The organism is Enterococcus sp. DIV1089c, from assembly GCF_050530965.1.
GTDB lineage: Bacteria > Bacillota > Bacilli > Lactobacillales > Enterococcaceae > Enterococcus_B > Enterococcus_B hirae.
The window spans coordinates 2,276,829-2,298,198 of sequence record NZ_CP172888.1 but is presented as its reverse complement, the minus strand read 5'-3'; the positions used below and the strand labels follow the sequence as shown (position 1 = coordinate 2,298,198).

The window sequence follows — 21,370 nt, the reverse complement described above, 5'->3', positions numbered from 1 at the left end:
AATAGTTCTAAAATCGAGTCCATTTGGTCTTTTTTATTTTAGAACACTTTTTTTGTCAGCTATCTAAAAAAAAGATAAGCTAATAATAGATGAAGTGTTCTATTGGAGGAGATAAAAGATGAAAGAGGTACCAGTAGTCGATATAAAGATAACCGAGATTAAAAAAAGATATGAGCAAGGTTATCACTTGTTAAAGGAATTACGTAAAGAGGCAAATGCGCCAGTAGTGAAAGCAAAAATCTTCAATAAAGAAGCGATTGTGATCTACGGAAAAGAAGCCGCTCAAATTTTTTATGATCCAAGGAATTTCAAACGAAAAGGAGCAATGCCTAAATTAGTATTAAAAACGTTGTTTGGGAAAGATGGTGTTCAAACACTAGACGGTGCCCAACACCATCATCGCAAATCGATTTTTATGGATTTGATGACACCGGAAAGAATGGATACGTACCATCAAATTTTAGAAAAAAATTTGTCTCAAGCGTTAAACGAACAACATGGACAATTTGAATTATTTGATTTAAGTAAACAAGTACTATTTACTTCGATTTGTGAATGGTCAGGAATCAACTTAGCAGAATTGACCGATGAAGAAATCAATCAGTTCGCTGATTACCAAATTTCTATGATCAGTGGGACATTTACGTCGCCAATCGATCATATCAAAGGGGTTGAAAATCGTAAAAAATCTGAACAATGGGCTCAAAGGTTGATTGAGGATGCACGAGCAAACCCTGTTCCAGGTAAAGAAGATGTCGCTTTATATGCTTTTGCCCAAGCAACTGATCTTGATGGTAATTTGTTGCCAATCGAAGTGGCTGCGGTGGAATTGCTCAATATTATTCGACCAACTGTAGCATTGACAGTCTGGGCAGCTTTGATGGGACATGCTTTATTCAGTCGACCAGACTTAAAACAGCAGTTAAAAAATGACTTTACAGAACTTCAAGATCCGTTTATTCAGGAAATGCGTCGTTACTATCCATTTTTCCCAATGTTGCCAGCCATTGCTTTAAAAGATGTGTCAGTTGACGGCTATCTTATTCCTAAAGATAGTTGGGTTATTTTGGATCTATACGGGACGAATCATGATGAGCGTACAAACGATGCGCCAGATTCATTCATGATCAAACGTTATTTAGGGAAAGCAAAAGATCTTTCTTACGAAGAGGAATATGAGATGATTGCTCAAGGTGGAGGAGACTTTCGACAAATGCATCGCTGTGCAGGAGAATGGATCACTTTACACAGTTTACGGGTCTTTTCTGACCAATTAGTCAACCATTATGAATTTTCAGTACCTGAACAAGATTGGACGATCCCTAGTAATCAATTTCCAACTTATCCTAATAGTCGTGTACTCTTATATAAAGAATAGTGCGTAGAAAATAAAAAGTCTGAAATATAAATCTCATTCTGTAGCGCCCCCCAAAAAAAGTTAGACTAAAAAACTAACTTTTGGGGGGCGCTTTATTTTTTATTCTAAAACAAGTAAACGGTGTTCAAGAAGCAACTCCTCAGCAATAAGCGATGATTTTCTAAAATATGAGAAGCTATTTTAAAAAATCCTCTCTTATTCGCTCGGAGCTGATCGCTTCTTTCACAACCTCTTGTTTTAAACGGTGTTCAAGCAACAGCTCCTTGAAATAAGCCTGAATTTTTCAAAACATGAGAAGCTGTTTTAAAAAATCGTTTCTTATTGTCATCGGAGCTTCCCGTTGCTTTCACAACCTCTGATTCACGGTGTTCAAAGAGCTGACCTTCGGCGATAAGTCAAAAAATCTCAAAACATGGGGAGCTGTTTCGAGATTTTCCTCCTTAACGCTCAGGTCAAAACGCTCTTTTCACAACCTCTTGTTTCAAAAGTTCTTTTAGTTTAGCTTTTTTCTTTTTGTTTTAGACTAAAGAAAAAAGGAGGAATTGCGAATGGCAGAAATAAGAATTGGACATTCACAAGTTTATGCTGAACAACTTGGCTTAGGAGCGAATGCGATCGGTGGTCATAATCTTTTTGCTAACTTAAAAGATGAAACTGGGAAAGAAGTTGTACGAACCGCTTTGCAAAACGGCATCAATTTAATTGATACTGCTTATGCTTATGGAAATGGACGTTCAGAAGAACTGATCGGTGAAGTATTGCAAGAAAATGAATTTGATCGTTCACGGGTGATCATTGCCACTAAAGCTGCCCATGTTCCTGGACAAAAAGGGGTATTCAATAATTCACCAGAATTTTTGACCCGTTCTGTAGAAGAAGCACTCCGACGTTTACAAACTGATTATATTGATATTTTTTATATCCATTTTCCAGATAAAGAAACGCCAAAAAATGAAGCAGTCGCTGCGTTGCACAAACTAAAAGAAGCAGGGAAGATCCGTGCAATCGGAGTCTCTAATTTTTCAATGACTCAACTGAAAGAAGCAAATCAAGATGGCTATGTTGATGTTGTTGAAGATAAATTTAGTTTGATCCATCGTGAAGCTGAAAAAGAACGTTGGCCTTATCTTGAACAACATAACATTAGTTTTGTCCCTTATTTTCCACTTGCTTCCGGCTTGTTAACGGGAAAATATCATTTAAATAGTCTTCAAAGTATGGCTCCAGATGACCCTCGTAAGAAGAATCCGGATTTTCAAGGAGAGAGGTTTGAAAAAATCATTCAGGCTGTCGAACAACTTGCACCGATTGCGAAAAACAATCAAGCTAGTATTGCTCAACTCGTTTTAGCTTGGTATATGAAAAATCCACGGATTTCTATCGTGATACCTGGAGCGAAAAAACCGGAACAAGTTAGAGATAATGCTCGTGCATTAGATATTCATTTATCGTCCACTGATTACCATACCATTGATCAACTCTTTAAAGATTTTTAGAAAAATACAGAGAAGGTCGTGACAGAAGAAGTTAGCTCTGAAAAAATGAGCGTGTGCTGGAATGAAGGATGCTAGTAATTAAGGAGATGTTTCATTCAGTTAGTCGGTTAGCACCTTATTAATTCTCAGTTGATTTACAGATTTTTCTTGACTTTACGCCTTGTTTTTAGTAGGTTATAGGTAATATTGAAAATATCAATGAAAGAGCGAGTAAGTTTCTGAAGCTTTACAAGAGAGGATCATCAAGGCTGAAAATGATCTAAAGTTTTAGGTTCTAAAAGACACTCTGGAGATGGACGAGTGAAAAGCCGTCCCGTGTACGAGCGTTAATCGTTAGAGGAAAGAGCAATCTTTCAAAAATAGGTGGTACCGTGTATGAATTAGTCATTCACCCTTGTTCGTAATGAATAAGGGTGGATTTTTTTTTACATAGAAAAGTAAAGGGGAGAAAAAAATGAGTTTCCAAAGACCAAAAGGAACAAATGATATTTTACCTGGTGAGTCAGAAAAATGGCAGTTCGTGGAAGAAACAGCGCGTTTATTGTTTAGAGATTATCAATACAATGAAATCCGCACGCCTATTTTTGAACACTATGAAGTCATTTCTCGAAGTGTAGGGGATACAACGGATATCGTGTCAAAAGAAATGTATGATTTCTATGACAAAGGGGAACGACACATCACTTTACGTCCAGAAGGAACAGCACCAATCGTTCGTTCTTTTGTGGAACATAAATTATTTGGACCAGAATATGCAAAACCTTATAAAACATTTTATATGGGACCAATGTTTCGTTATGAACGCCCTCAAAAAGGTCGTTTACGTCAATTCCATCAAATAGGAGTAGAAGCTTTTGGTTCTGACAATCCAGCAACTGACGTGGAAAGTATGGTTATGGCCCTTGATTTCTTTAAACAATTAGGAATCACTCAAATTCGATTAGTGATCAACTCGCTAGGAGATAAAGAAACGCGTCAAGCATATCGTCAAGCATTGATCGACTATCTTTCACCATTTGAAAAAGAGTTGAGTGAAGATTCACAACGTCGTTTGCATGAGAATCCGTTGCGGGTGTTAGATAGTAAAGACAAACGAGATCAAAAGTTTGTTGCTGATGCACCATCGATTTTAGATTTCTTAAGCGAAACAGCACAAAAACATTTTGATATGGTCGTTGCTATGTTGGATGCACTTAATATACCTTACGAAATCGATAGCACGATGGTTCGAGGGTTGGATTACTATACACATACAATCTTTGAGATTATGAGTGATGCACCAAAGATGGGCGCACAAGCGACGATTTGTGCAGGTGGACGTTACGATAATCTGGTTGAAGAACTAGGCGGACCTCAAACACCCGGTTTTGGTTTTGCGATGGGGATCGAACGCTTGCTGTTAACAATGGAAGCAGAAGAAGTCGTGATTCCGGCATTTAATGAATTAGATGCTTATGTCGTGGCTTTAGGCGAAGAAACGAATATCGAAGCATTGAAACTGGTGCAAACGATCCGCAATTTTGGGTTTTCAGCTGATCGTGATTTTATGGATCGTAAAGCAAAAGCACAATTCAAAACGGCTGATAAAGCGAATGCTAAGTTAGTGTTAGTTATTGGCGGAGATGAGCTGGAAAACCAAACGGTCACAGTCAAATCAATGGCTAATAGAAAAGAAAAAAGCTTTAGTTTAACAGAAGTTTATGAACATTTTGATGAAGTCTATGATGAAATGACTTTATTCGAGTAGGAGGAAAAAGAAAAATGGCACAAAGAACAACTTATTGCGGTTTGATTTCAGCAAAAGAACTAGATCAAACTGTTACATTAAAAGGGTGGGTACAAAAGCGAAGAGACCTAGGGGGAGTAATCTTTATTGATTTACGTGACCGAGAAGGAATCGTCCAAATCGTTTTCAATCCTGAAGTCAATAAAGAAGCATGGGAAATCGCGGATAAATGTCGGAGTGAATACGTGATTGAAATCACTGGTGTGGTTCGTAAACGTGAGGAGCTAGCCATCAACCCTAAAATGGTCACTGGTGAATATGAAGTATTCGCAAACGAAATTGTTATCTTGAACAAAGCAAAAACACCACCGTTTTTGATTGAAGACGATCAAACAGTCGGAGACGAGATCCGTATGAAATATCGTTATTTAGATTTGCGTCGTCCAAAAATGACGAAAAATATCAAAATGAGAAATGAAACAACGAAAGCAATCCGTCATTATTTAGATGATAATGATTTCATGGATATCGAAACACCTTATTTAGGAAAATCAACGCCAGAAGGGGCTCGTGACTATCTTGTTCCTTCGCGTGTTTACCCAGGGCACTTTTATGCTTTACCTCAATCACCGCAGTTGTTTAAACAATTATTGATGAACGCAGGGTTTGATCGTTACTACCAAATCGTTCGTTGTTTCCGTGACGAAGATCTTCGTGGTGATCGTCAGCCAGAATTTACTCAAGTAGATATTGAAACGACATTCTTGACGGCAGAAGAAATCCAAGATTATACCGAAGGCTTGATTGCGAAAGTGATGAAAGATGTTCGTGGAATCGACGTTACTTTACCGTTTCCTCGCATGACGTATGACGAAGCAATGAATCGCTACGGTAGTGATAAACCAGATACACGTTTTGAGATGGAGTTGATCGACTTAAGTGAAATCGTCAAAGATGTTGATTTCAAAGTCTTCCAAATGGCTCTTGAAAAAGGTGGCGTCGTCAAAGTTTTAAATGCTAAAAATGCTTCAAGCAACTACTCTCGTAAAGATTTAGATAATCTTGGGCAATACGCTAGCCAATTTGGTGCGAAGGGATTAGCTTGGCTAAAAGTAGAAGAGGACGGCTTGAAAGGTCCAATCGCTAAATTTATGGGAGATGCAACAGAAGCAATCGTTCAAGCGACAAACGCTGAAGTTGGAGACATTTTATTATTTGGTGCGGATACAAAAGAAATCGTAGCTGCAACACTAGGGGCAATCCGTACACGCTTAGGAAAAGAATTAGGCTTAATTGATGAATCAAAATTCAATTTCTTGTGGATCACAGAATGGCCACAATTTGAATATTCTGCAGAAGAAGGACGCTACGTATCCGCTCATCATCCATTTACGATGCCAAAAGAAGAAGATCTTGAACGTTTGAGTACAGATCCAGCTAGTGTCTATGCAGAAGCATATGATATCGTATTGAATGGCTATGAGCTAGGCGGTGGCTCAATCCGGATCCATACTCGTGAAATCCAAGAAAAAGTCTTAGAAACTTTAGGCTTTACGAAGGAACAAATGGAGGAACAATTTGGTTTCCTATTAACTGCATTGGATTATGGGTTCCCACCACATGGCGGTATTGCTCTTGGCTTGGACCGTTTTGTGATGTTACTTGCTGGTGAAGAAAACATTCGTGAAGTTATTGCTTTCCCTAAAAATGGTAGAGCAGCAGATGTCATGAGTGATGCACCAAGTACGGTATCAGATGCCCAATTATTTGACTTGAATATTGATGTAACCAGCATGGACTAAGTTTATTCGTATTGAACAAAAGACTAGTAACTCAATTCCATTGATCGTTTTATAAATAATAAGTACGGGAGTCTGGACTAGGTGTAAAAAGACTCTCGTACTTGTTTATGTTGTCTTGATTTAATTCCAAAACGATTTATAATTAAGCCATAGCGTATAATGTCAGTTGAGTTTTAACCCATATTTTCAATGGATGCTACGTTTAGTGATGCGATAGGCGAAGAATGAATCCTTCTTTTTGGTTAGTGTAATGATGGATCATTATAGAGTAGTCACTGAACGTAATCGTTCGTTCTTTCATTATATACTACGTATCTTTACTCACTATCCAAATTAAAATTAAGAAAGGAAATTCCGGGGGAAGAGAGAAATTGACTTCCAGCCAATGATTGTCTCTTCATACGAATTCATATGAAAATTACGAGATCGTAACCGGAAATACAAAGCAATGAAAAAAACTTTCGAAAATTGGGCGCATCATGATTATACGACCAAGCTTTCGGTATCTATCGTTTATGCATTGATTGCATCAGTAGCACTAAACTTTTTTTATCAACCAGGACATATTTATTCAAGCGGAATCACTGGCTTGGCACAAATACTGACTACTTTATCTAAATCGTTGATTGGATTCGAAGTACCCGTCTCAACGACTTTATACTTATTGAATATTCCTTTATTTGTTCTTGCTTGGGTGAAGATCGGTAAGAAGTTTACGATTTTTACATTTATCACCGTGACATTGACGTCACTTTGTATCCATATCCTTCCTCTAACGGTTCTTTCAACTGATCCAATCATCTGCGCGATTTTTGGGGGAGCTGTGATGGGGTTAGGAATCGGGTTAGCCTTAAGAAATGGCTTATCCTCAGGTGGTTTGGATATCGTCAGTATCACTATTCGTAAAAAGACAGGAAAATCGATTGGTTCAATTTCGATTTACTTCAATGCATTGATTGTTTTCGTAGCTGGTATCCTTTTTGGCTGGCAATACATGTTTTATAGCGCACTTTCGATCTTTGTCAGTGGGAAAGTAACCGACGTGATGTATACGAAACAAAAGAAAATGCAAGTGATGATCGTAACGAAGCATCCCGAACGAGTAGTCAATGAAATCCAAAACTGTATGCGTCGTGGAATCACGATCATCAATGAGGCAGAAGGAGCTTACAAGCACGATAAACAAACGGTGTTGATGACGATCGTTACACGCTATGAGTTGCCTTTGTTAAGAGAAGCGATGAAAGCTTCTGATCCACAAGCGTTTGTCAGTATCGCCGAAAATGTCCAAATTCTTGGTCGGTTTTATGAAGAGGGCGTTTAGTGCAAGTGCAACTTATTGACAGAAAAAGTGACATATCCAAATAAATGAATCGATCAGTGTGGCTGGAAACAACTTTATTCTACAAATCGTTTGATAAAGTTGGGCATTGTGTAGCTTGATTTGTATCTGGAGGGTGAGAATCTTCAAACAGTTTATCCTGTTTTGAGATTTTCACCCTTCATTTTGCTAAATTTGTCGTAACGATCTTAGTAAAGTGATTCTTTCAGTTAGATGTAATCTTACTGAGACTTCAAGGTTATTTTTAGTTATACGTTGTTCATAGTTGAATTTTTATTAAAGTTGCGGAAAAAGTTATTCTTTTTTTCAAAGTTTTATGGGAAGATAGAAATGATAGCGAAAATCATATGAATTTTTCTTGCTATTTTTGTACAATGCACGTATATTACAAATGAAAAAAGTTTATGAAAAGTTGGAATATTGAATGGAAAAACAAAAAAGGTTAAAAAATAGTCGCTACATTACTGGTTTTGACGGTATTCGTTCTTTGGCAGTAGTAGGAGTGATTTTGTACCATTTGCTCCCTACAAGTTTGAAGGGTGGTTATTTGGGCGTCCCGATATTTTTTGTTGTATCAGGCTATTTGATCACTGATTTATTACGGCAAGAATGGGAACAAAATGGCAAAATCAATATTTGGCAGTTTTATGTCCGACGAATGAAAAGGTTATATCCAGGATTAGTGTTTTTACTGATCACTGCATCTGCTTATATTACGTTATTTCAACGAGGGTTATTGAATAACTTACGAGGAACAGTCGTTAGTAGTTTATTGTATGTCAACAACTGGTGGCAAATAAAAAATGGTTTGTCTTATTTTGATCGATTTGCCAATGAATCACCGTTTACCCATATTTGGTCATTGGCGGTGGAAGGTCAAAACTACTTAGTTTGGCCCATTCTTTTTGTTTTGTTAATGGTTTTTGTACGTAAAAAGAAGTGGATCGTTTATACAGTCTTAGGAGGATCACTTATTTCTGCGATCCTCATGATGATCCTGTTTACGCCAGGCGGCGATCCAACTCGAGTATATTATGGAACAGATACGCGATTGTTTTCAATTTGGTTAGGAAGTGCTTTGGCTTTTGTCTGGCCAAGTACCCGATTGAAAAAAAATATTCCAAAGCAAGCAAAACGGGTGTTGAATCTAGCCGGATTGATTTCACTGATCGCATTGATCCTCTTCTTTTTCTTGTTAGATGATCATTATAGTTTTGTCTATTATGGGGGCATGCTGTTAGTTAGTCTCTTCTGTGTCGTTTTAGTTGCGGTAACAGCGCATCCAGGCGCAAGTGTGAACAAATGGTTAACCAATCCCGTGTTTTCTTGGATCGGTAAACGAAGTTACGGCATCTATCTGTATCAATTTCCAGTCATGATTTTTTATGAAGCAAAAGTTGCGAATATTGCGGATCATGTTTTGCTTCATACATTGATCGAGATTTCATTGATCCTGATCATTAGCGAACTTTCTTATCGCTACATTGAACGTCCTTTGGCACGATTCGATTATGGACAAACGATTCAAGTAGTCAAAGGCTGGTTCACTAAGCCGATTATCAGCAAGCAAAAACCTTGGGTCATTCCGGGAACATTGATGGTGTTGATCGCTCTTGTTGGTTTTGTTACAGCACCTAAGAATTCAGTGACTGCGGATCAAAAAAAATTACAAGCACAAATTGCTGAAAGTAAAAGATTGGCGGAGGAAAGCCAGAAAAATGAAGATAATAATTCCAACACCGTTGATCAAGCAGTTCTTGATAAATATGGGCTAACAGCTAAACAAGGAAAGAAAGCGCAGAAATTAGAATTGACAGCATTTGGGGACTCAGTCATGTTAGATGCAGCGACTGATTTGAAGGAGTTATATCCTAAAGTTGTTGTTGATGGAGACGTTGGTCGACAATTATATGCGAGTGAGCCATATATTGAAGAACTGAAAAAACAAAACCTATTGAAAGACACGGTTTTGATTGGCTTAGGAACAAATGGAGCCTTTTCTGAATCGCAATTTGATAGCATCATGAGTGCCTTAGGAGATCGTAAAGTTTACTGGGTAAATGTCCGCGTTCCTACAAAACGTTGGCAAAACGATGTGAATGCCTTGTTAGCACAAATGGCTAAAAAATACGATAATCTTACATTGATCGACTGGTATGATTATAGTAATAGCCACAATGATTGGTTTTATGATGACCAAGTACATCCAAATCCAGAAGGAATGAAACACTATATCCATTTAGTAAGTGAAACTTTATTAGGGAAAGATAAAACGAAGAAAACTGTTTCGAGTGAATCAACCCAAAATGATACGAATACTAATAGTGGTAGTGTAGCTAGTTCTGCTAATGGAAACGATAGTACGGAATAGTTGAATAAGAGATAAGACATCTTGATTTTCCGGCTCTTTGTCAATAAGGACTGATGAGTGGTATAAAATTAAATCCGGGTCAGAATAAACCTCATTCTGACCCGGATTTTTGTTATTTCACGTTAATTAATTGATTGCTCAAAAAGATCCTAATATTCATGTTCTCAAATGATTTAAGTCCGTAAGCTACATGTTTGACTGTCTTTATGTGGGGATTCTTTGCTTCTATTTTTCCATTAGAGTAAGGGTAAATCAGTGCATTGGTAATTCCTTCTTCATAAGAAAGAAGGTTTTGAAGTTTCGCTCGAAAGCGATCATCCAGCGCTTCTGGAAGTTTTTTTAATAAGGAGAAGAATAAGATAGAATCTTTGAGATGAAACATCTTCTTCTTCCTAGGTCAATTAATAGTTGAAAAAATAATAAATAAAATCAAAAGTATAATTTCAATCAGTGGTTCAATCCAAATTTTTTCTGAATTTATAAATACATTCTTTTTATTTTTAACTAGTCCACCACCATATTCTTTTGGAAGTATTAGTTCCAAGAGAAAACCAAATAATAATGGTATTAAAAATACATACTTAGATCCTTTTATTAGTAAGTAAACAGAAGAAAAACTAAGTAAGAACTGTATTACTTTGACTATTCTAATAGAACGAATCGTTTTTAATTTCAATATACTGTCACCTTTCGTTTATACAAGAATCATAACTTTATCTTTCCTATAAAGTTAATACGCCAGTGTATTGATAATATGCACCAATATGCGTGCCGTTTTTATACTTACCCGTCCACTTCACATAGCCTTGGTATTTTTTTCCGTCTTTATATTTAACTTGCCAAATTTTTGTCAAGCTTGGAATCCAAAGACTTGATCCATGTGGTTTGTTTTGCATATAAACATACTCAGAAAAATTAAGCGTGCTGGCGCTACTATGTATCATTAATCCTGACATGTCATACTGTATATTATTAGTGGGTTCGGCTATAACTTCTTCAGTACCAGCCATAGTGTTTTCACTGGCAAAAGCAACTTCACCTATAATAATCATTGAACACGTCATTACCATGTATGTAGTTAAAATTAAGCCTTTTAGTATCACTTTTTTCATTATTCTTCACCTCCTTAAATTAATTTGACACCATACTTCCTATTTCAATTTATCACGTTACCTTTAAATGCTGCCGATATTTTCACAAAGTATCGTTTTAAACTCATAACTGCTAATAATTTTTGGTTGTAACTTTATGTAAAAATCATCAAATCCATAAAACGCCTCAATATTATTTTAATTCTTTGTCAATAGGAACCGATGAGTGGTATAAATTCAAATACGGGTCAGAATGAACCTCATTCTGACCCGTATTTTTTGTTATTTCACGTCAATTAATTGATTGCTCAAAAAGATTCTAATATTCATGTTCTCAAATGATTTAAATCCGTAAGCTACACGTTTGATTGTCTTTATATGGGGATTCTTCTGGAAGCTTTCGTAAGCAACCTCGATACATCATCAGTCCCATAAATTATAGAGCCGATTTTCCTCTATCAATGAGAGCTTAACTCATTTGAAAGGATCTCAAGATGTCTTTTCAATTGTTTGAAGTAGGTAACAATCAACAGCCAAAAAACTAATTTTTGTGTTTTTGTTTAGTTCTAGTACATTCCCTTAAAAGGTCGATTCAGCCCCAGTAATATTGACCCAAATTATTGTTCTGGCAACATGTGAGAGGGCTGTGTCTTTAAATACCGTTCTTTTTGAGAGCGCGTGAGTTTTTTAAAGGCTGCTTCGGCTTTTGTTGCGTCACTCCTAGTTGCAAACACCTCAGCATGGATCATTTTGACGGGTCGCCTTTTTTGTAATCGGGTATATTTAGCTCCTGTCCCATGATTGTGTTCTGCTAATCTTCTTGAAAGATCCGTCGTATAGCCACCGTAAAACGTGCCATCTTTACAAGCTAAGACATAAAAATAATGCTCACTGGCCATAAAGAATTTCTCGGATTTCATTTGTATAGCTACCATCAGGCATGTATGTGATCAACGGTGAAGCAACTTTAAAGCCATCTAATTTGCCTTCTTTGATTCCTTCGATCAACAAAATATTTGCCTCTTTCCCCATTTTTGGATAAACGAATTGAATTTTTTTAGGGGCGATACGGTGTTTTTCTAGTAACTGAATAATTTCTAAAAAGCGGTCTGGGCGATGGACCATTGCAAAGCGTCCATTGGTTTTTAATAATTTACTAGAAATTTGGATCACATCTTCAAGAGTAGTATGGATTTCATGTCGAGCAATCGCTAAATGCTCATTCGGATTTTTTTTATTGGTTGGTAATCCCTTAAAATAAGGGGGATTACAGACGACTAAATCACATGAATTATGACGAACAACGGATAAACTTTCTTTTAAATCAAGTGTATGGATGGTCATTTGGTGTGTTAGCTTGTTTAATTGGATACTACGTCTTGCCATATCCGCTAAACGTGGTTGAATTTCGATTCCATCAATCAACGCATTCGTTCGTTTGCTCAAAAAAAGACCGACTGCACCATTCCCTGCACAGAGGTCAACGACTTGTCCTTTTTTCGGTACACGTGCAAAATGAGCAAGCAAAACAGCATCTAGTGAAAAAGAAAAAACGTGAGGACTTTGAATGATTTTAATATCATTTGCATATAATTGATCGATCCGTTCATCTTCGTGAAGCATGGGTTCCCTCCAAAATGAAAAAACTAATTGATTGTATTATACTATTTTTATAAAAAAGAACCAAGGTACCTTGTAAAGTTTCCTAAATTTAGGCATACTATGACCATACACCTAGAAAGGAAGAGACTATGTTCTATCGATTTATGAGAGGGCTAGTCCGAGTGATCTTAGCAGTGATCAACGGCAATGCCCGATATGAAAATAAAGAAGTTTTACCACAAGATGAGAATTATATTTTGGTAGCGCCACATCGAACTTGGTGGGATCCTTTATATCTTGCTGTAGCAGCTTCGCCTAAAGAATTTAGCTTTATGGCAAAAGAAGAATTATTCAAAAATCCAGTATTACGCTTTATTTTGACACATGCCCATGCGTTTCCAGTAAAAAGAGAAAATCCAGGACCTAGTGTCATCAAAACGCCAGTTAAAATTTTAAAATCTACTCATTTAGGTTTGATTATGTTCCCAAGTGGAACAAGACATGCAACGGAATTAAAAGGCGGAATGGCATTGATTTCTAAAATGTCAAAAGCAAAAATCGTTCCTGCTGTCTACCAAGGACCATTGACTTTGGGTGACTTATTCAAGCGAAAACGTGTGGTTGTGCGTTTTGGTGAACCAATCGATTTGTCTGATATCAAAAAAACAGACAAAGAAGGAATGGCAGAAATCGAACGTAGAACACAAGCCGCTTTCGATCAACTAGACAAAGAAGTCAATCCTGACTTTAAATATGAAATCAAAAATAAAAAGTAAATGATTCTTTTTCAATAAAAATCAAAGCGCAAGGTAATAATAAAAGTTGTGATTCTTTCTAAGCATGGGACTATCTATGTTTATACGGAATCAGCAACTTTTTTTCATTGCCTATTTGTTTTAGTCCGTAATGATCCTAGGTATCATGTAATGAGGGGAAGTGTTATAATAATTAGAAGGACATTTTTTGAGGTGATGAGATGCGTTTTTTACATACAGCTGATTGGCATATTGGAAAAAAACTACAAGGATACGATCGAATCAAGGAACAAGAGCATGTTTTAACCCAGATCTTAGCAATTGCAAAAGAAGAAAATGTTGATGCAATCGTGATTGCGGGAGATCTTTATGATCGAAGTGTTCCGTCAGTGGATGCCATTGAAGTGTTCAATCAATTGATGGTCGAATGGAATCTAAGGGAAGGATTTCCGATTTTTGCGATATCCGGAAATCATGATAGCGGTATTCGACTTTCGACAGGAACACCTTGGTTCAGTCAGTCCGATTATTATTTACAAACTAGATTGGCAGAAGCCTTTCAACCAATCATATTCAAGGATACGCAATTTTTCCTTTTGCCTTATTTTGAACCAATCTCAGCGAGGATATATTTTGAAGATGAGCAAATACGCACCATTCAACAAGCAATGGAAAAAGTCATTGAGAAAATGAAAACGCAGTTTGACTCAACGAAAAAACAAGTGTTAGTGAGTCACTTTTTTGTGACCGGGAGTATGAAATCAGATTCAGAAACCAAAATTGAAGTAGGCGGATTAGATGCTGTTCCAGGAGATTTACTTGAACCATTTGATTATGTCGCATTAGGACACCTCCACAATCAAGCAGCATTGAATCAAAAAAATGCCCGTTACAGTGGGTCGCCTTTAAAATTTTCATTGTCAGAAATCAATCAAAAAAAAGGTGTTTGGATCGTAGATTTAGAAGAGGACGTCTCTTTGAATTTTCGAGAACTGACCCCGTTATATGATATTGAAGAAATAACAGCAAGTTTTAAAGAGCTGTTGAATCCAGATTTTTATCAGACGATCAATCGTGAAAATTATCTCCAAATTTATTTGGAAGATCGAACGATTATCCCTAACATGATGAATCAATTAAGAAAAATCTATCCACGGATACTTGGTGTGGAACGTTCAAACGGTCGAGTAGAACTGAAACAGGGAAAACAAAAAAAGATGATGACAAAGGATCCACATAAGATCGCACAAGGCTTTTTCAAAGAAATGACCAAGGAACAGTTGACGAACAAGCAGGAAATCTGGTTAAAAGAAACGCTACAAGAACTCACGGACAGGAATGATCAGTAATGAAACCCAAGAAATTACGACTAAAAAATTTTGGTCCTTTTATTGACGAGACAATTGATTTTGCGAAATTGACCGAAGCACCACTATTTTTGATTACTGGAAAAACAGGTGCAGGAAAAACGACTCTTTTTGATGGAATGACTTATGCATTGTTTGGTGAAACTTCTGGCAGAATCAGGACTGGTAAAGAAATGCGGTCTCTTTTTGCTACGCCTGAAGAAGAAACGTGTGTCTTTTTTTCATTTGAGCATCAGCGGCTGAGTTATGAGATTGAACGTAAGCCAGAACAACTCTTGGCCAAACGTAAAGGTGAAGGCAATCGAAAGCAAGCAGCAAAAGTTTCTTTGACGATCTTTGATGAAGCGGGCAAAGAAATGCGCCAATACACGAAACGTAGTGAAGTGGATCAATTAATCAAAGAATTAATGAATCTGGATGCGAAACAGTTTTCTCAGATCGTTTTACTACCTCAAGGAGAATTTCGTAATTTTTTAATTTCATCAAGTAGTGAGAAAGAAATTGTCTTACGTAATTTGTTTGGTACGCAATTTTTCCAACAACTTAATGAACAATTGAAAGAAAAAGCCAAAGAACATCAAAAAAAATTAGATCATCTTGAGCAAGAATTGAGTTTGCTGCAAAAACGGTTTATCCCTTTGGACACAGGAACGGTTCCTGAAACCTTAAGTTTTGATGCGTTATTTACTTATTGGCAGGCAGAGCAAACAACATTACAAGAAAGACTTCTCCAAGAAAAAAATAAACTGGTTCATTTACAAGAACAACAAAAGCAATTAGAAGATACCTATTATCATTCGCAAACATTGCAAACACGTCAGGAAGAAAAGCAAAAATTAGAGCAAAAATATGCAGAATTGATCCAGCAAGAAAGTGAAATCAATGAAATAAAACAATGGATCACTCATTATGAATTTGCTGAACGACTTGTCGATACGTTGACACGAAGCCAAGAATACCAGAAAGAACAAGCAGAACTGATTGATAAAGAACAGACTTGTTCTGAAACATTCGTGCAACAAGAACAAGCGTATGCACAGTGGCATAAAGATGAACCTGAAAGAAAAAATGCCCAACAAGAAATGGAACATGCAGCGAATCGATTACAAGTCATGAAGTCATTAATCCCAATTGCGGAAGAATGGCAAAAAAAGCAAAATGAAAGTGAAAAATTACAAAAGGCTAAGAAAAAAGCAGAAGAAAAAGAACAAAAAATTCTTCAAGAACAAGTCCAGTTAAAAGAAGAAGAACAAAGACTAGCAGAACTGCTGCTTGACCAAGATCGTTTGCACAGTGATCAATTGTGTTACGAACAACTTCGGCATGAGCAAGAAAAGTACCAAACTATCCTTACAGAAAATCACCAGAATACAGAACAGTTAAAGGTGAATCAAACCAAGTTGTCCGAACTGATCACAAAACTCCAAGCTCAACAAGTAATGTTAAGCAAACAAAATAATCAAGTTGATCTTTTAAAGAGTCAATGGGCAAGCCAACAAATTGCGAAGTTGCAATTGCTATTATTACCGGGGCAACCTTGTCCAGTTTGTGGGTCAACGGAGCATCCTAAACAACAAAATGAGCATGTATTGCCTAATCAAGAAGAATTTGTCCAACTGGAAGCAAATTTAGCCGAGGCAGAAACAAATCTTGAACAAATCAATCAAGAAATAGGGCGTAGTGAAGCAGAAAAAGCACAAATAGAACAAAAAATAGCTGACTTGGAAAACTTCGGAACAGAAAAACAAGTAGAGATCCAAAAAAGCAAAGAACGATTACAACATTTGATCCAGCAATCGTTTAAATTTGCCATAGCAGATGATCCTCTTGTATCCTTAGAAAAAATCCAGCATGATTTGGATTCGCGTGCAGAGGTCATCACACAGGCAAAAATCGCTACTCAAACACTAACTGAACGTTTAAGTCTTATCGAAGATCAGCGAAAGAAGATCACCGAACAAATCAGCCAAAACAAAGAAGAGCTCCAACAAGTACAAGGGGAGCTTGTTACCTTGACGAAACAGTTAGAAGGACAAAATACTCAGACTTTGATTGAGGATGTCAACCAATTAGAAGAAAATGTTGCGATGAAAGCCCAATGGTTAGCAGAAGAAAAAACAAAAGAACTTCGTTTTTCTCAAGAAATCAGTTTGTTAAAAGCGCAAATGGCTAATATTCATGAACAACAGGTAAAAATTGAAAATAAAATTCAGCGTATCCAAGAGCAAATTTCAGCAAAAATAAAAGAGCAAGCTTACTTTAAAGAAGCAGATGAGGTATTGGCATTTGCTAAACAAACAGTTGAATACCAAGAGAAGAGTCAACTGGTCAATGAATATGAGAAAGAACGATTAATCGTTGAAGACCGCTTAAGCCAGTTGAACCATGTTGCTTTAGCTGAAACACTTCCTGATTTAGAACAATTGGAGCAACAACTAGATGAGCTAAAAGCTGCGGTTCAAACACAACAGGAACATTGTTATCACTTGCAAGAGCAAGAACAGCAGAATCAGCAAATCATCGAAGAATTTTCTTCGATTTATCAAGCGAGTCAAGAACAATTAGATGAATTGATCCAACTACAACAATTATCGCAAACGATGAATGGGGAAAACCCTAGAAAAACCAGCTTGGAAAGATACGTACTACAAGTGTATTTACAAGAAGTACTACAAGTGGCAAATGTGCGATTGCAACGTCTGACGAAAAATCGTTACCAATTTGAGCTTGCAGATAAAGTGGGAAGTTACCGTGGGAAAACAGGGTTGGAGATCAATATCTATGATGATGAAGCAGGTCTGACACGTGGGGCTCATACGCTATCTGGTGGCGAAAGTTTTATTGCAGCTTTATCCTTAGCGTTGGCTTTAGCTGAAGTGATCCAGACACAAGCCGGTGGTGTGTTGATCGAAGCGTTATTCATTGATGAAGGATTTGGTTCGTTAGATGAAGAAGCACTTGAAATGGCGATTGAAGCATTAGAAACAATTGAAAGTGAAGGTCGTATGATCGGGATCATCAGCCATGTGAGAGAATTAAAAGAACGAGTAGTACAACAAATCAGAATCGAAACAGAAGGTAGCGGACAAAGTAAAGTACGCTATCATCTTGGATAAAAGGGGGATTAACTGATGAAATGGAGTATTCCAGAAAAAGTCATTGCAAGAGGACGTCAATATCTGCAAGAAGGACGGGTATTATCGGTTGTCCCTGACCAAGAAGAAAAAGTTTGGCATGCGGAAGTCTTAGGCAGTGAATTGTATATGGTCGATTTAGATGGGACAGCCAAAGAAGTCGATTTCTGCCAATGCCCTTATTGGGAAGAACATCATTATTGTAAGCATACAGTGGCAGTCGAACTGTACTTGCGCTCTAAGAATCTTTCACGAATAATCAAGGCAGATCAACCTACGTTAGAACCAGTCAAAAAAAGTAGCGAAGGTGAAATTTTAACGAAAGGTTTTTCAAGACTAACTGTCAAAAAAAATTCACCACGGACGCAACCATTGATTGTGGAATATCAAGTAGAAACGATTGAGACCAATCATTATCATCCGGAATTAGCTATTTTAGCCGTTTATTTGCGGATTGGCTACTTAGATCAGCCAAAGAAAACGTATATCGTTAAAAACATTTTTGATTTTTTACATTCCTATATGGAAAATGAACGCTACACTGTGAATAAACAATACCAGTTCCATCTAGATCAACGAGCTTTTCAAGGAGAAGATCAAGTAATCTTAAAAACGTTAGCTGAGTGTGCCCAAACGCAACTTCTTTTAGGTGCAAACGGCCTACAAGTCAAAGGGAAATTAGATAAACGTTATTTGTTATTACCGATCGAACAAGCAAAAACATTGTTAGAACAGATGAACCAAACGACAAAACTCCAAATGAAGATCGGAGAAGTGAATTATCAAGGGGTTCGATTTTCTGATAATGAGCCTTCCTTAGAATTTGAAGTAACAAAAAAAGAAGAGGCCTATCAATTAAGCGCACTGAATGACTTTGAGTTGTTCTTTACTCATTATCAATGGGGAATGATCCAAGGAACTTTTTATTCATTAACAAAACGTCAACAAGCAGTCTATTTAACTTGGAAACAGCTTATGAGAAGATTTGAGAAACCAGAAGTATTGTTTCTTAAGCAAGAACTATCCTCATTATTCAAAGAAATCATTCCATTGCTATCTGAAATTGGTCAAGTGAGCATAGCGGATGAAGTGAAAGCAGAAGTTGCTGACGTGCCAGTGGAATTTATTTTCTTCTTTAGAAAATCGAAAGGCAAGATCCAGGCTCGTGTTGATTTTGTCTATGATGAAGTCGTTTTTTCAACAGATAAAAAACATGAAGTTATTGCTGAAAATGCTTCTGAAGTGTTAAGAGACAAAGCCCAAGAACAACGTGTATTAGACTTGTTCAAAATGTATCGCTACCAACGAAATGATACAGGCTATGAACGTTTATTGCCAACAGGAGAAGAGTTGTATACTTTTTTCCGTACGGAGTTAGCCGTTTTTCGTCAGTTTGGTGAGGTCCGCCTTGGGAAAAAACTTCGGGAATTGTATTTAGATGCACATCGACATCAACCGAAGATCGAAGTGGAAGAAACCAGTTCATGGTTAGATATTCGTTTTGATGTGACTGGGATTGAGGAACAAGAAATCAATCAGGTCTTACAAAGTTTGTTGCGAAATGATGCTTTCTATACGTTAGAAAATGGGCAAGTATTGTCCTTTGATTCCGAAGAGTTTCAGCAAACAAGTCAAATCTTGCAACAATTCCGTGAATCGATCCGTTCAGAATCTGGAACGATCCATGTGCCTAAAAACCAAGGATTGATCATTCAAGATAAGTTAGCAGGAAGTTCAGCAACTTTTGGTGACTCCTATCAAAAAATGATCCAAGATCTAATACAACCTGAACAATATCAAGTATCCTTGCCAGCAGGTCTACAAGCTGAATTGCGTGATTACCAAAAACAAGGATTTCGATGGTTGAAAATGCTGGGAAATTACCAGTTTGGCGGAATTTTAGCAGATGAAATGGGTCTAGGAAAAACCCTTCAGACAATTGCCTATTTGCTTTCAGAAAAAGAAGAAAAAGGCGAACTCTCTGCTTTGATCGTCGCTCCTGCTAGTTTGATCTATAACTGGCAAGCAGAAGTGAAAAAATTTGCTCCTTCTTTGAGCATCCAAGTAATCAACGGGAATAAAAAGGAACGAGAAGAACTATTAGCTCGTAAGGCAGATATCAGAGTCACTTCTTATGCTAGTTTAAGACAAGATTTAGCAGATTATCAAAAACATGCGATTAATTATTTGATCCTTGATGAGGCTCAGATGGTTAAAAATAGTAGTACCAAAACAGCTCAAGCGCTACGAGAATTAAGTGTACCGCAACGTTTTGCCTTAAGTGGGACGCCAATTGAGAATAATCTGGAAGAACTATGGTCGCTCTTTGCGACGATTATGCCGGGATTTTTCCCGAATAAGACCCGCTTTAGAGAGCTGGCACCTGACGAAATTGCCCGAATGATTCGTCCGTTTGTGTTACGAAGGGATAAGCAAACCGTGTTAAGCGATCTACCAGAAAAAACCGAGATGAATCTTTATTCTGCATTGACAGAAGATCAAAAAACCGTGTACTTGGCTTATTTACGTCAGATGCGAGAAGAGATTTCTACTATGGACTCAGAAGCTTTTAAAAAGAATCGCATCGGTATTCTAGCTGGTTTGACACGATTACGCCAAATTTGCTGTGATCCAAGATTATTCTTGGAGGATTATGAAGGTGGCTCAGGAAAGCTAGAACAAGTCAAAGATCTACTGGTCGCAGCCAAAGAAAACAATCGGCGGGTTCTGTTGTTTTCTCAATTTACAGGTATGTTGACCATCTTACAAGAAGAACTAGCAGAATTAGGAATTTCTACTTTTTACTTAAGAGGAAGCACCAAACCGCAAGATCGTTTAACGATGGTAGATGCATTCAATGAAGGAGAACGAGATGTCTTTTTGATTTCATTGAAAGCTGGCGGAACCGGACTCAACTTAACGGGAGCAGACACGGTAATTCTGTATGATTTATGGTGGAACCCAGCCATTGAAGAACAAGCGGCAGGACGTGCGCACCGTATCGGACAAAAAAATGTGGTCGAAGTTTGGCGCATGATTGCAGAAGGAACGATTGAAGAGCGGATGGATTCGTTACAACAAGAAAAAAGAGAGTTATTCCAAAAAGTCATCCAAGGAAATGAAGACCAATTAACCAAATTAACGGAAGATGATATCCGGATGATTCTGAGTGTCGGAGACCTGGAAGACTAAAAATTTTGAAACAAAAAATAATTAAATCTTAAGACTCAATAATAAAAAACTCTCGAAACAAGATTATGTTTCGAGAGTTTTTTAGTTATTTGTTTTGCTAGGAGCTGTGCATGG

At 37.2% G+C, this 21,370-nt stretch carries 14 protein-coding genes, 2 pseudogenes and 1 other annotated feature; of the genes and pseudogenes, 10 read left to right on the top strand and 6 right to left on the bottom strand.

All coding sequences use genetic code 11. The features are described from left to right. Positions 1-118 precede the first annotated feature (118 nt). The 6 genes from IGL30_RS10830 to IGL30_RS10805 all read left to right on the top strand — a co-directional run bounded on the left by IGL30_RS10830 (position 119) and on the right by IGL30_RS10805 (position 10,115). A complete protein-coding gene (locus tag IGL30_RS10830; RefSeq protein WP_123874988.1) occupies positions 119-1,378 on the top strand; it encodes a cytochrome P450 in 1,260 nt (419 codons plus the stop codon). A 548-nt stretch (positions 1,379-1,926) separates the two neighbouring features. Beyond that, a complete protein-coding gene (locus tag IGL30_RS10825; protein ID WP_088775329.1) occupies positions 1,927-2,874 on the top strand; it encodes an aldo/keto reductase in 948 nt (315 codons plus the stop codon). Between the two features lie 189 nt (positions 2,875-3,063). Then, positions 3,064-3,273, top strand: a binding site (T-box leader). Positions 3,274-3,328: 55 nt separating this feature from the next. Then, positions 3,329-4,621 (top strand): histidine--tRNA ligase, encoded by a 1,293-nt coding sequence (hisS, locus tag IGL30_RS10820; protein WP_010720876.1) that lies wholly within the window; start codon positions 3,329-3,331, stop codon positions 4,619-4,621. Positions 4,622-4,635: 14 nt separating this feature from the next. Next, on the top strand, positions 4,636-6,402 hold the full coding sequence (gene aspS, locus IGL30_RS10815; RefSeq protein ID WP_034699943.1) for an aspartate--tRNA ligase: 1,767 nt from the start codon (positions 4,636-4,638) through the stop codon (positions 6,400-6,402). Between the two features lie 448 nt (positions 6,403-6,850). Continuing rightward, positions 6,851-7,726, top strand: coding sequence for a YitT family protein (locus IGL30_RS10810; RefSeq protein WP_010720874.1), 876 nt, complete (start codon positions 6,851-6,853; stop codon positions 7,724-7,726). Between the two features lie 442 nt (positions 7,727-8,168). After that, positions 8,169-10,115 carry an acyltransferase family protein gene (locus IGL30_RS10805; protein WP_123874989.1) on the top strand — a complete coding sequence of 649 codons (1,947 nt, stop codon included), beginning with the start codon at positions 8,169-8,171 and terminating at the stop codon, positions 10,113-10,115. 112 nt (positions 10,116-10,227) lie between these two features. Here the strand turns inward: IGL30_RS10805 and IGL30_RS10800 are convergent. From IGL30_RS10800 to IGL30_RS10775, 6 genes and pseudogenes are all read right to left on the bottom strand, one after another. Beyond that, positions 10,228-10,494 (bottom strand): annotated as a pseudogene (locus tag IGL30_RS10800) (transposase); the annotation flags it as partial. Positions 10,495-10,512: 18 nt separating this feature from the next. Further along, complete coding sequence (locus IGL30_RS10795; protein ID WP_081128426.1) at positions 10,513-10,791, bottom strand: hypothetical protein; 279 nt, start codon at positions 10,789-10,791, stop codon at positions 10,513-10,515. A 46-nt stretch (positions 10,792-10,837) separates the two neighbouring features. Beyond that, positions 10,838-11,227, bottom strand: coding sequence for a hypothetical protein (locus tag IGL30_RS10790; protein ID WP_088775332.1), 390 nt, complete (start codon positions 11,225-11,227; stop codon positions 10,838-10,840). A 261-nt stretch (positions 11,228-11,488) separates the two neighbouring features. After that, positions 11,489-11,596: pseudogene (locus IGL30_RS10785) on the bottom strand (transposase); the annotation flags it as partial. A gap of 227 nt (positions 11,597-11,823) precedes the next feature. Continuing rightward, positions 11,824-12,105, bottom strand: a complete 282-nt coding sequence (locus IGL30_RS10780; protein WP_123875011.1) for a GIY-YIG nuclease family protein — start codon at positions 12,103-12,105, stop codon at positions 11,824-11,826. Further along, a complete protein-coding gene (locus IGL30_RS10775; protein WP_088745249.1) occupies positions 12,095-12,829 on the bottom strand; it encodes a tRNA1(Val) (adenine(37)-N6)-methyltransferase in 735 nt (244 codons plus the stop codon). Before IGL30_RS10775 ends, IGL30_RS10780 begins: the two co-directional genes overlap by 11 nt. A 128-nt stretch (positions 12,830-12,957) precedes the next feature. Between IGL30_RS10775 and IGL30_RS10770 the strand changes: the two genes are divergently transcribed. From IGL30_RS10770 to IGL30_RS10755, 4 genes are all read left to right on the top strand, one after another. Further along, positions 12,958-13,584, top strand: coding sequence for a lysophospholipid acyltransferase family protein (locus IGL30_RS10770; RefSeq protein WP_010720870.1), 627 nt, complete (start codon positions 12,958-12,960; stop codon positions 13,582-13,584). 200 nt (positions 13,585-13,784) lie between these two features. Beyond that, positions 13,785-14,912 carry an exonuclease SbcCD subunit D gene (locus IGL30_RS10765; protein WP_010737095.1) on the top strand — a complete coding sequence of 376 codons (1,128 nt, stop codon included), beginning with the start codon at positions 13,785-13,787 and terminating at the stop codon, positions 14,910-14,912. Then, entirely contained in the window at positions 14,912-18,046 is a 3,135-nt protein-coding gene (locus tag IGL30_RS10760) for an AAA family ATPase (RefSeq protein WP_123874991.1), read from the top strand. The genes IGL30_RS10765 and IGL30_RS10760 overlap by 1 nt, the downstream gene beginning before the upstream one ends. Positions 18,047-18,061: 15 nt before the next feature. After that, the gene (locus IGL30_RS10755) at positions 18,062-21,256 is read left to right on the top strand and encodes a DEAD/DEAH box helicase (RefSeq protein WP_123874992.1); all 3,195 of its coding nucleotides are present in this window, start codon (positions 18,062-18,064) and stop codon (positions 21,254-21,256) included. The last annotated feature ends 114 nt before the right edge of the window (positions 21,257-21,370 follow it).

Coding starts and splice junctions, on each gene's coding strand:
- IGL30_RS10830 (WP_123874988.1), top strand. CDS start 119: ATGAAAGAGGTACCAGTAGTCGATATAAAGATAACCGAGATTAAAAAA.
- IGL30_RS10825 (WP_088775329.1), top strand. CDS start 1,927: ATGGCAGAAATAAGAATTGGACATTCACAAGTTTATGCTGAACAACTT.
- hisS (WP_010720876.1), top strand. CDS start 3,329: ATGAGTTTCCAAAGACCAAAAGGAACAAATGATATTTTACCTGGTGAG.
- aspS (WP_034699943.1), top strand. CDS start 4,636: ATGGCACAAAGAACAACTTATTGCGGTTTGATTTCAGCAAAAGAACTA.
- IGL30_RS10810 (WP_010720874.1), top strand. CDS start 6,851: ATGAAAAAAACTTTCGAAAATTGGGCGCATCATGATTATACGACCAAG.
- IGL30_RS10805 (WP_123874989.1), top strand. CDS start 8,169: ATGGAAAAACAAAAAAGGTTAAAAAATAGTCGCTACATTACTGGTTTT.
- IGL30_RS10790 (WP_088775332.1), bottom strand. CDS start 11,227: ATGAAAAAAGTGATACTAAAAGGCTTAATTTTAACTACATACATGGTA.
- IGL30_RS10780 (WP_123875011.1), bottom strand. CDS start 12,105: ATGGCCAGTGAGCATTATTTTTATGTCTTAGCTTGTAAAGATGGCACG.
- IGL30_RS10775 (WP_088745249.1), bottom strand. CDS start 12,829: ATGCTTCACGAAGATGAACGGATCGATCAATTATATGCAAATGATATT.
- IGL30_RS10770 (WP_010720870.1), top strand. CDS start 12,958: ATGTTCTATCGATTTATGAGAGGGCTAGTCCGAGTGATCTTAGCAGTG.
- IGL30_RS10765 (WP_010737095.1), top strand. CDS start 13,785: ATGCGTTTTTTACATACAGCTGATTGGCATATTGGAAAAAAACTACAA.
- IGL30_RS10760 (WP_123874991.1), top strand. CDS start 14,912: ATGAAACCCAAGAAATTACGACTAAAAAATTTTGGTCCTTTTATTGAC.
- IGL30_RS10755 (WP_123874992.1), top strand. CDS start 18,062: ATGAAATGGAGTATTCCAGAAAAAGTCATTGCAAGAGGACGTCAATAT.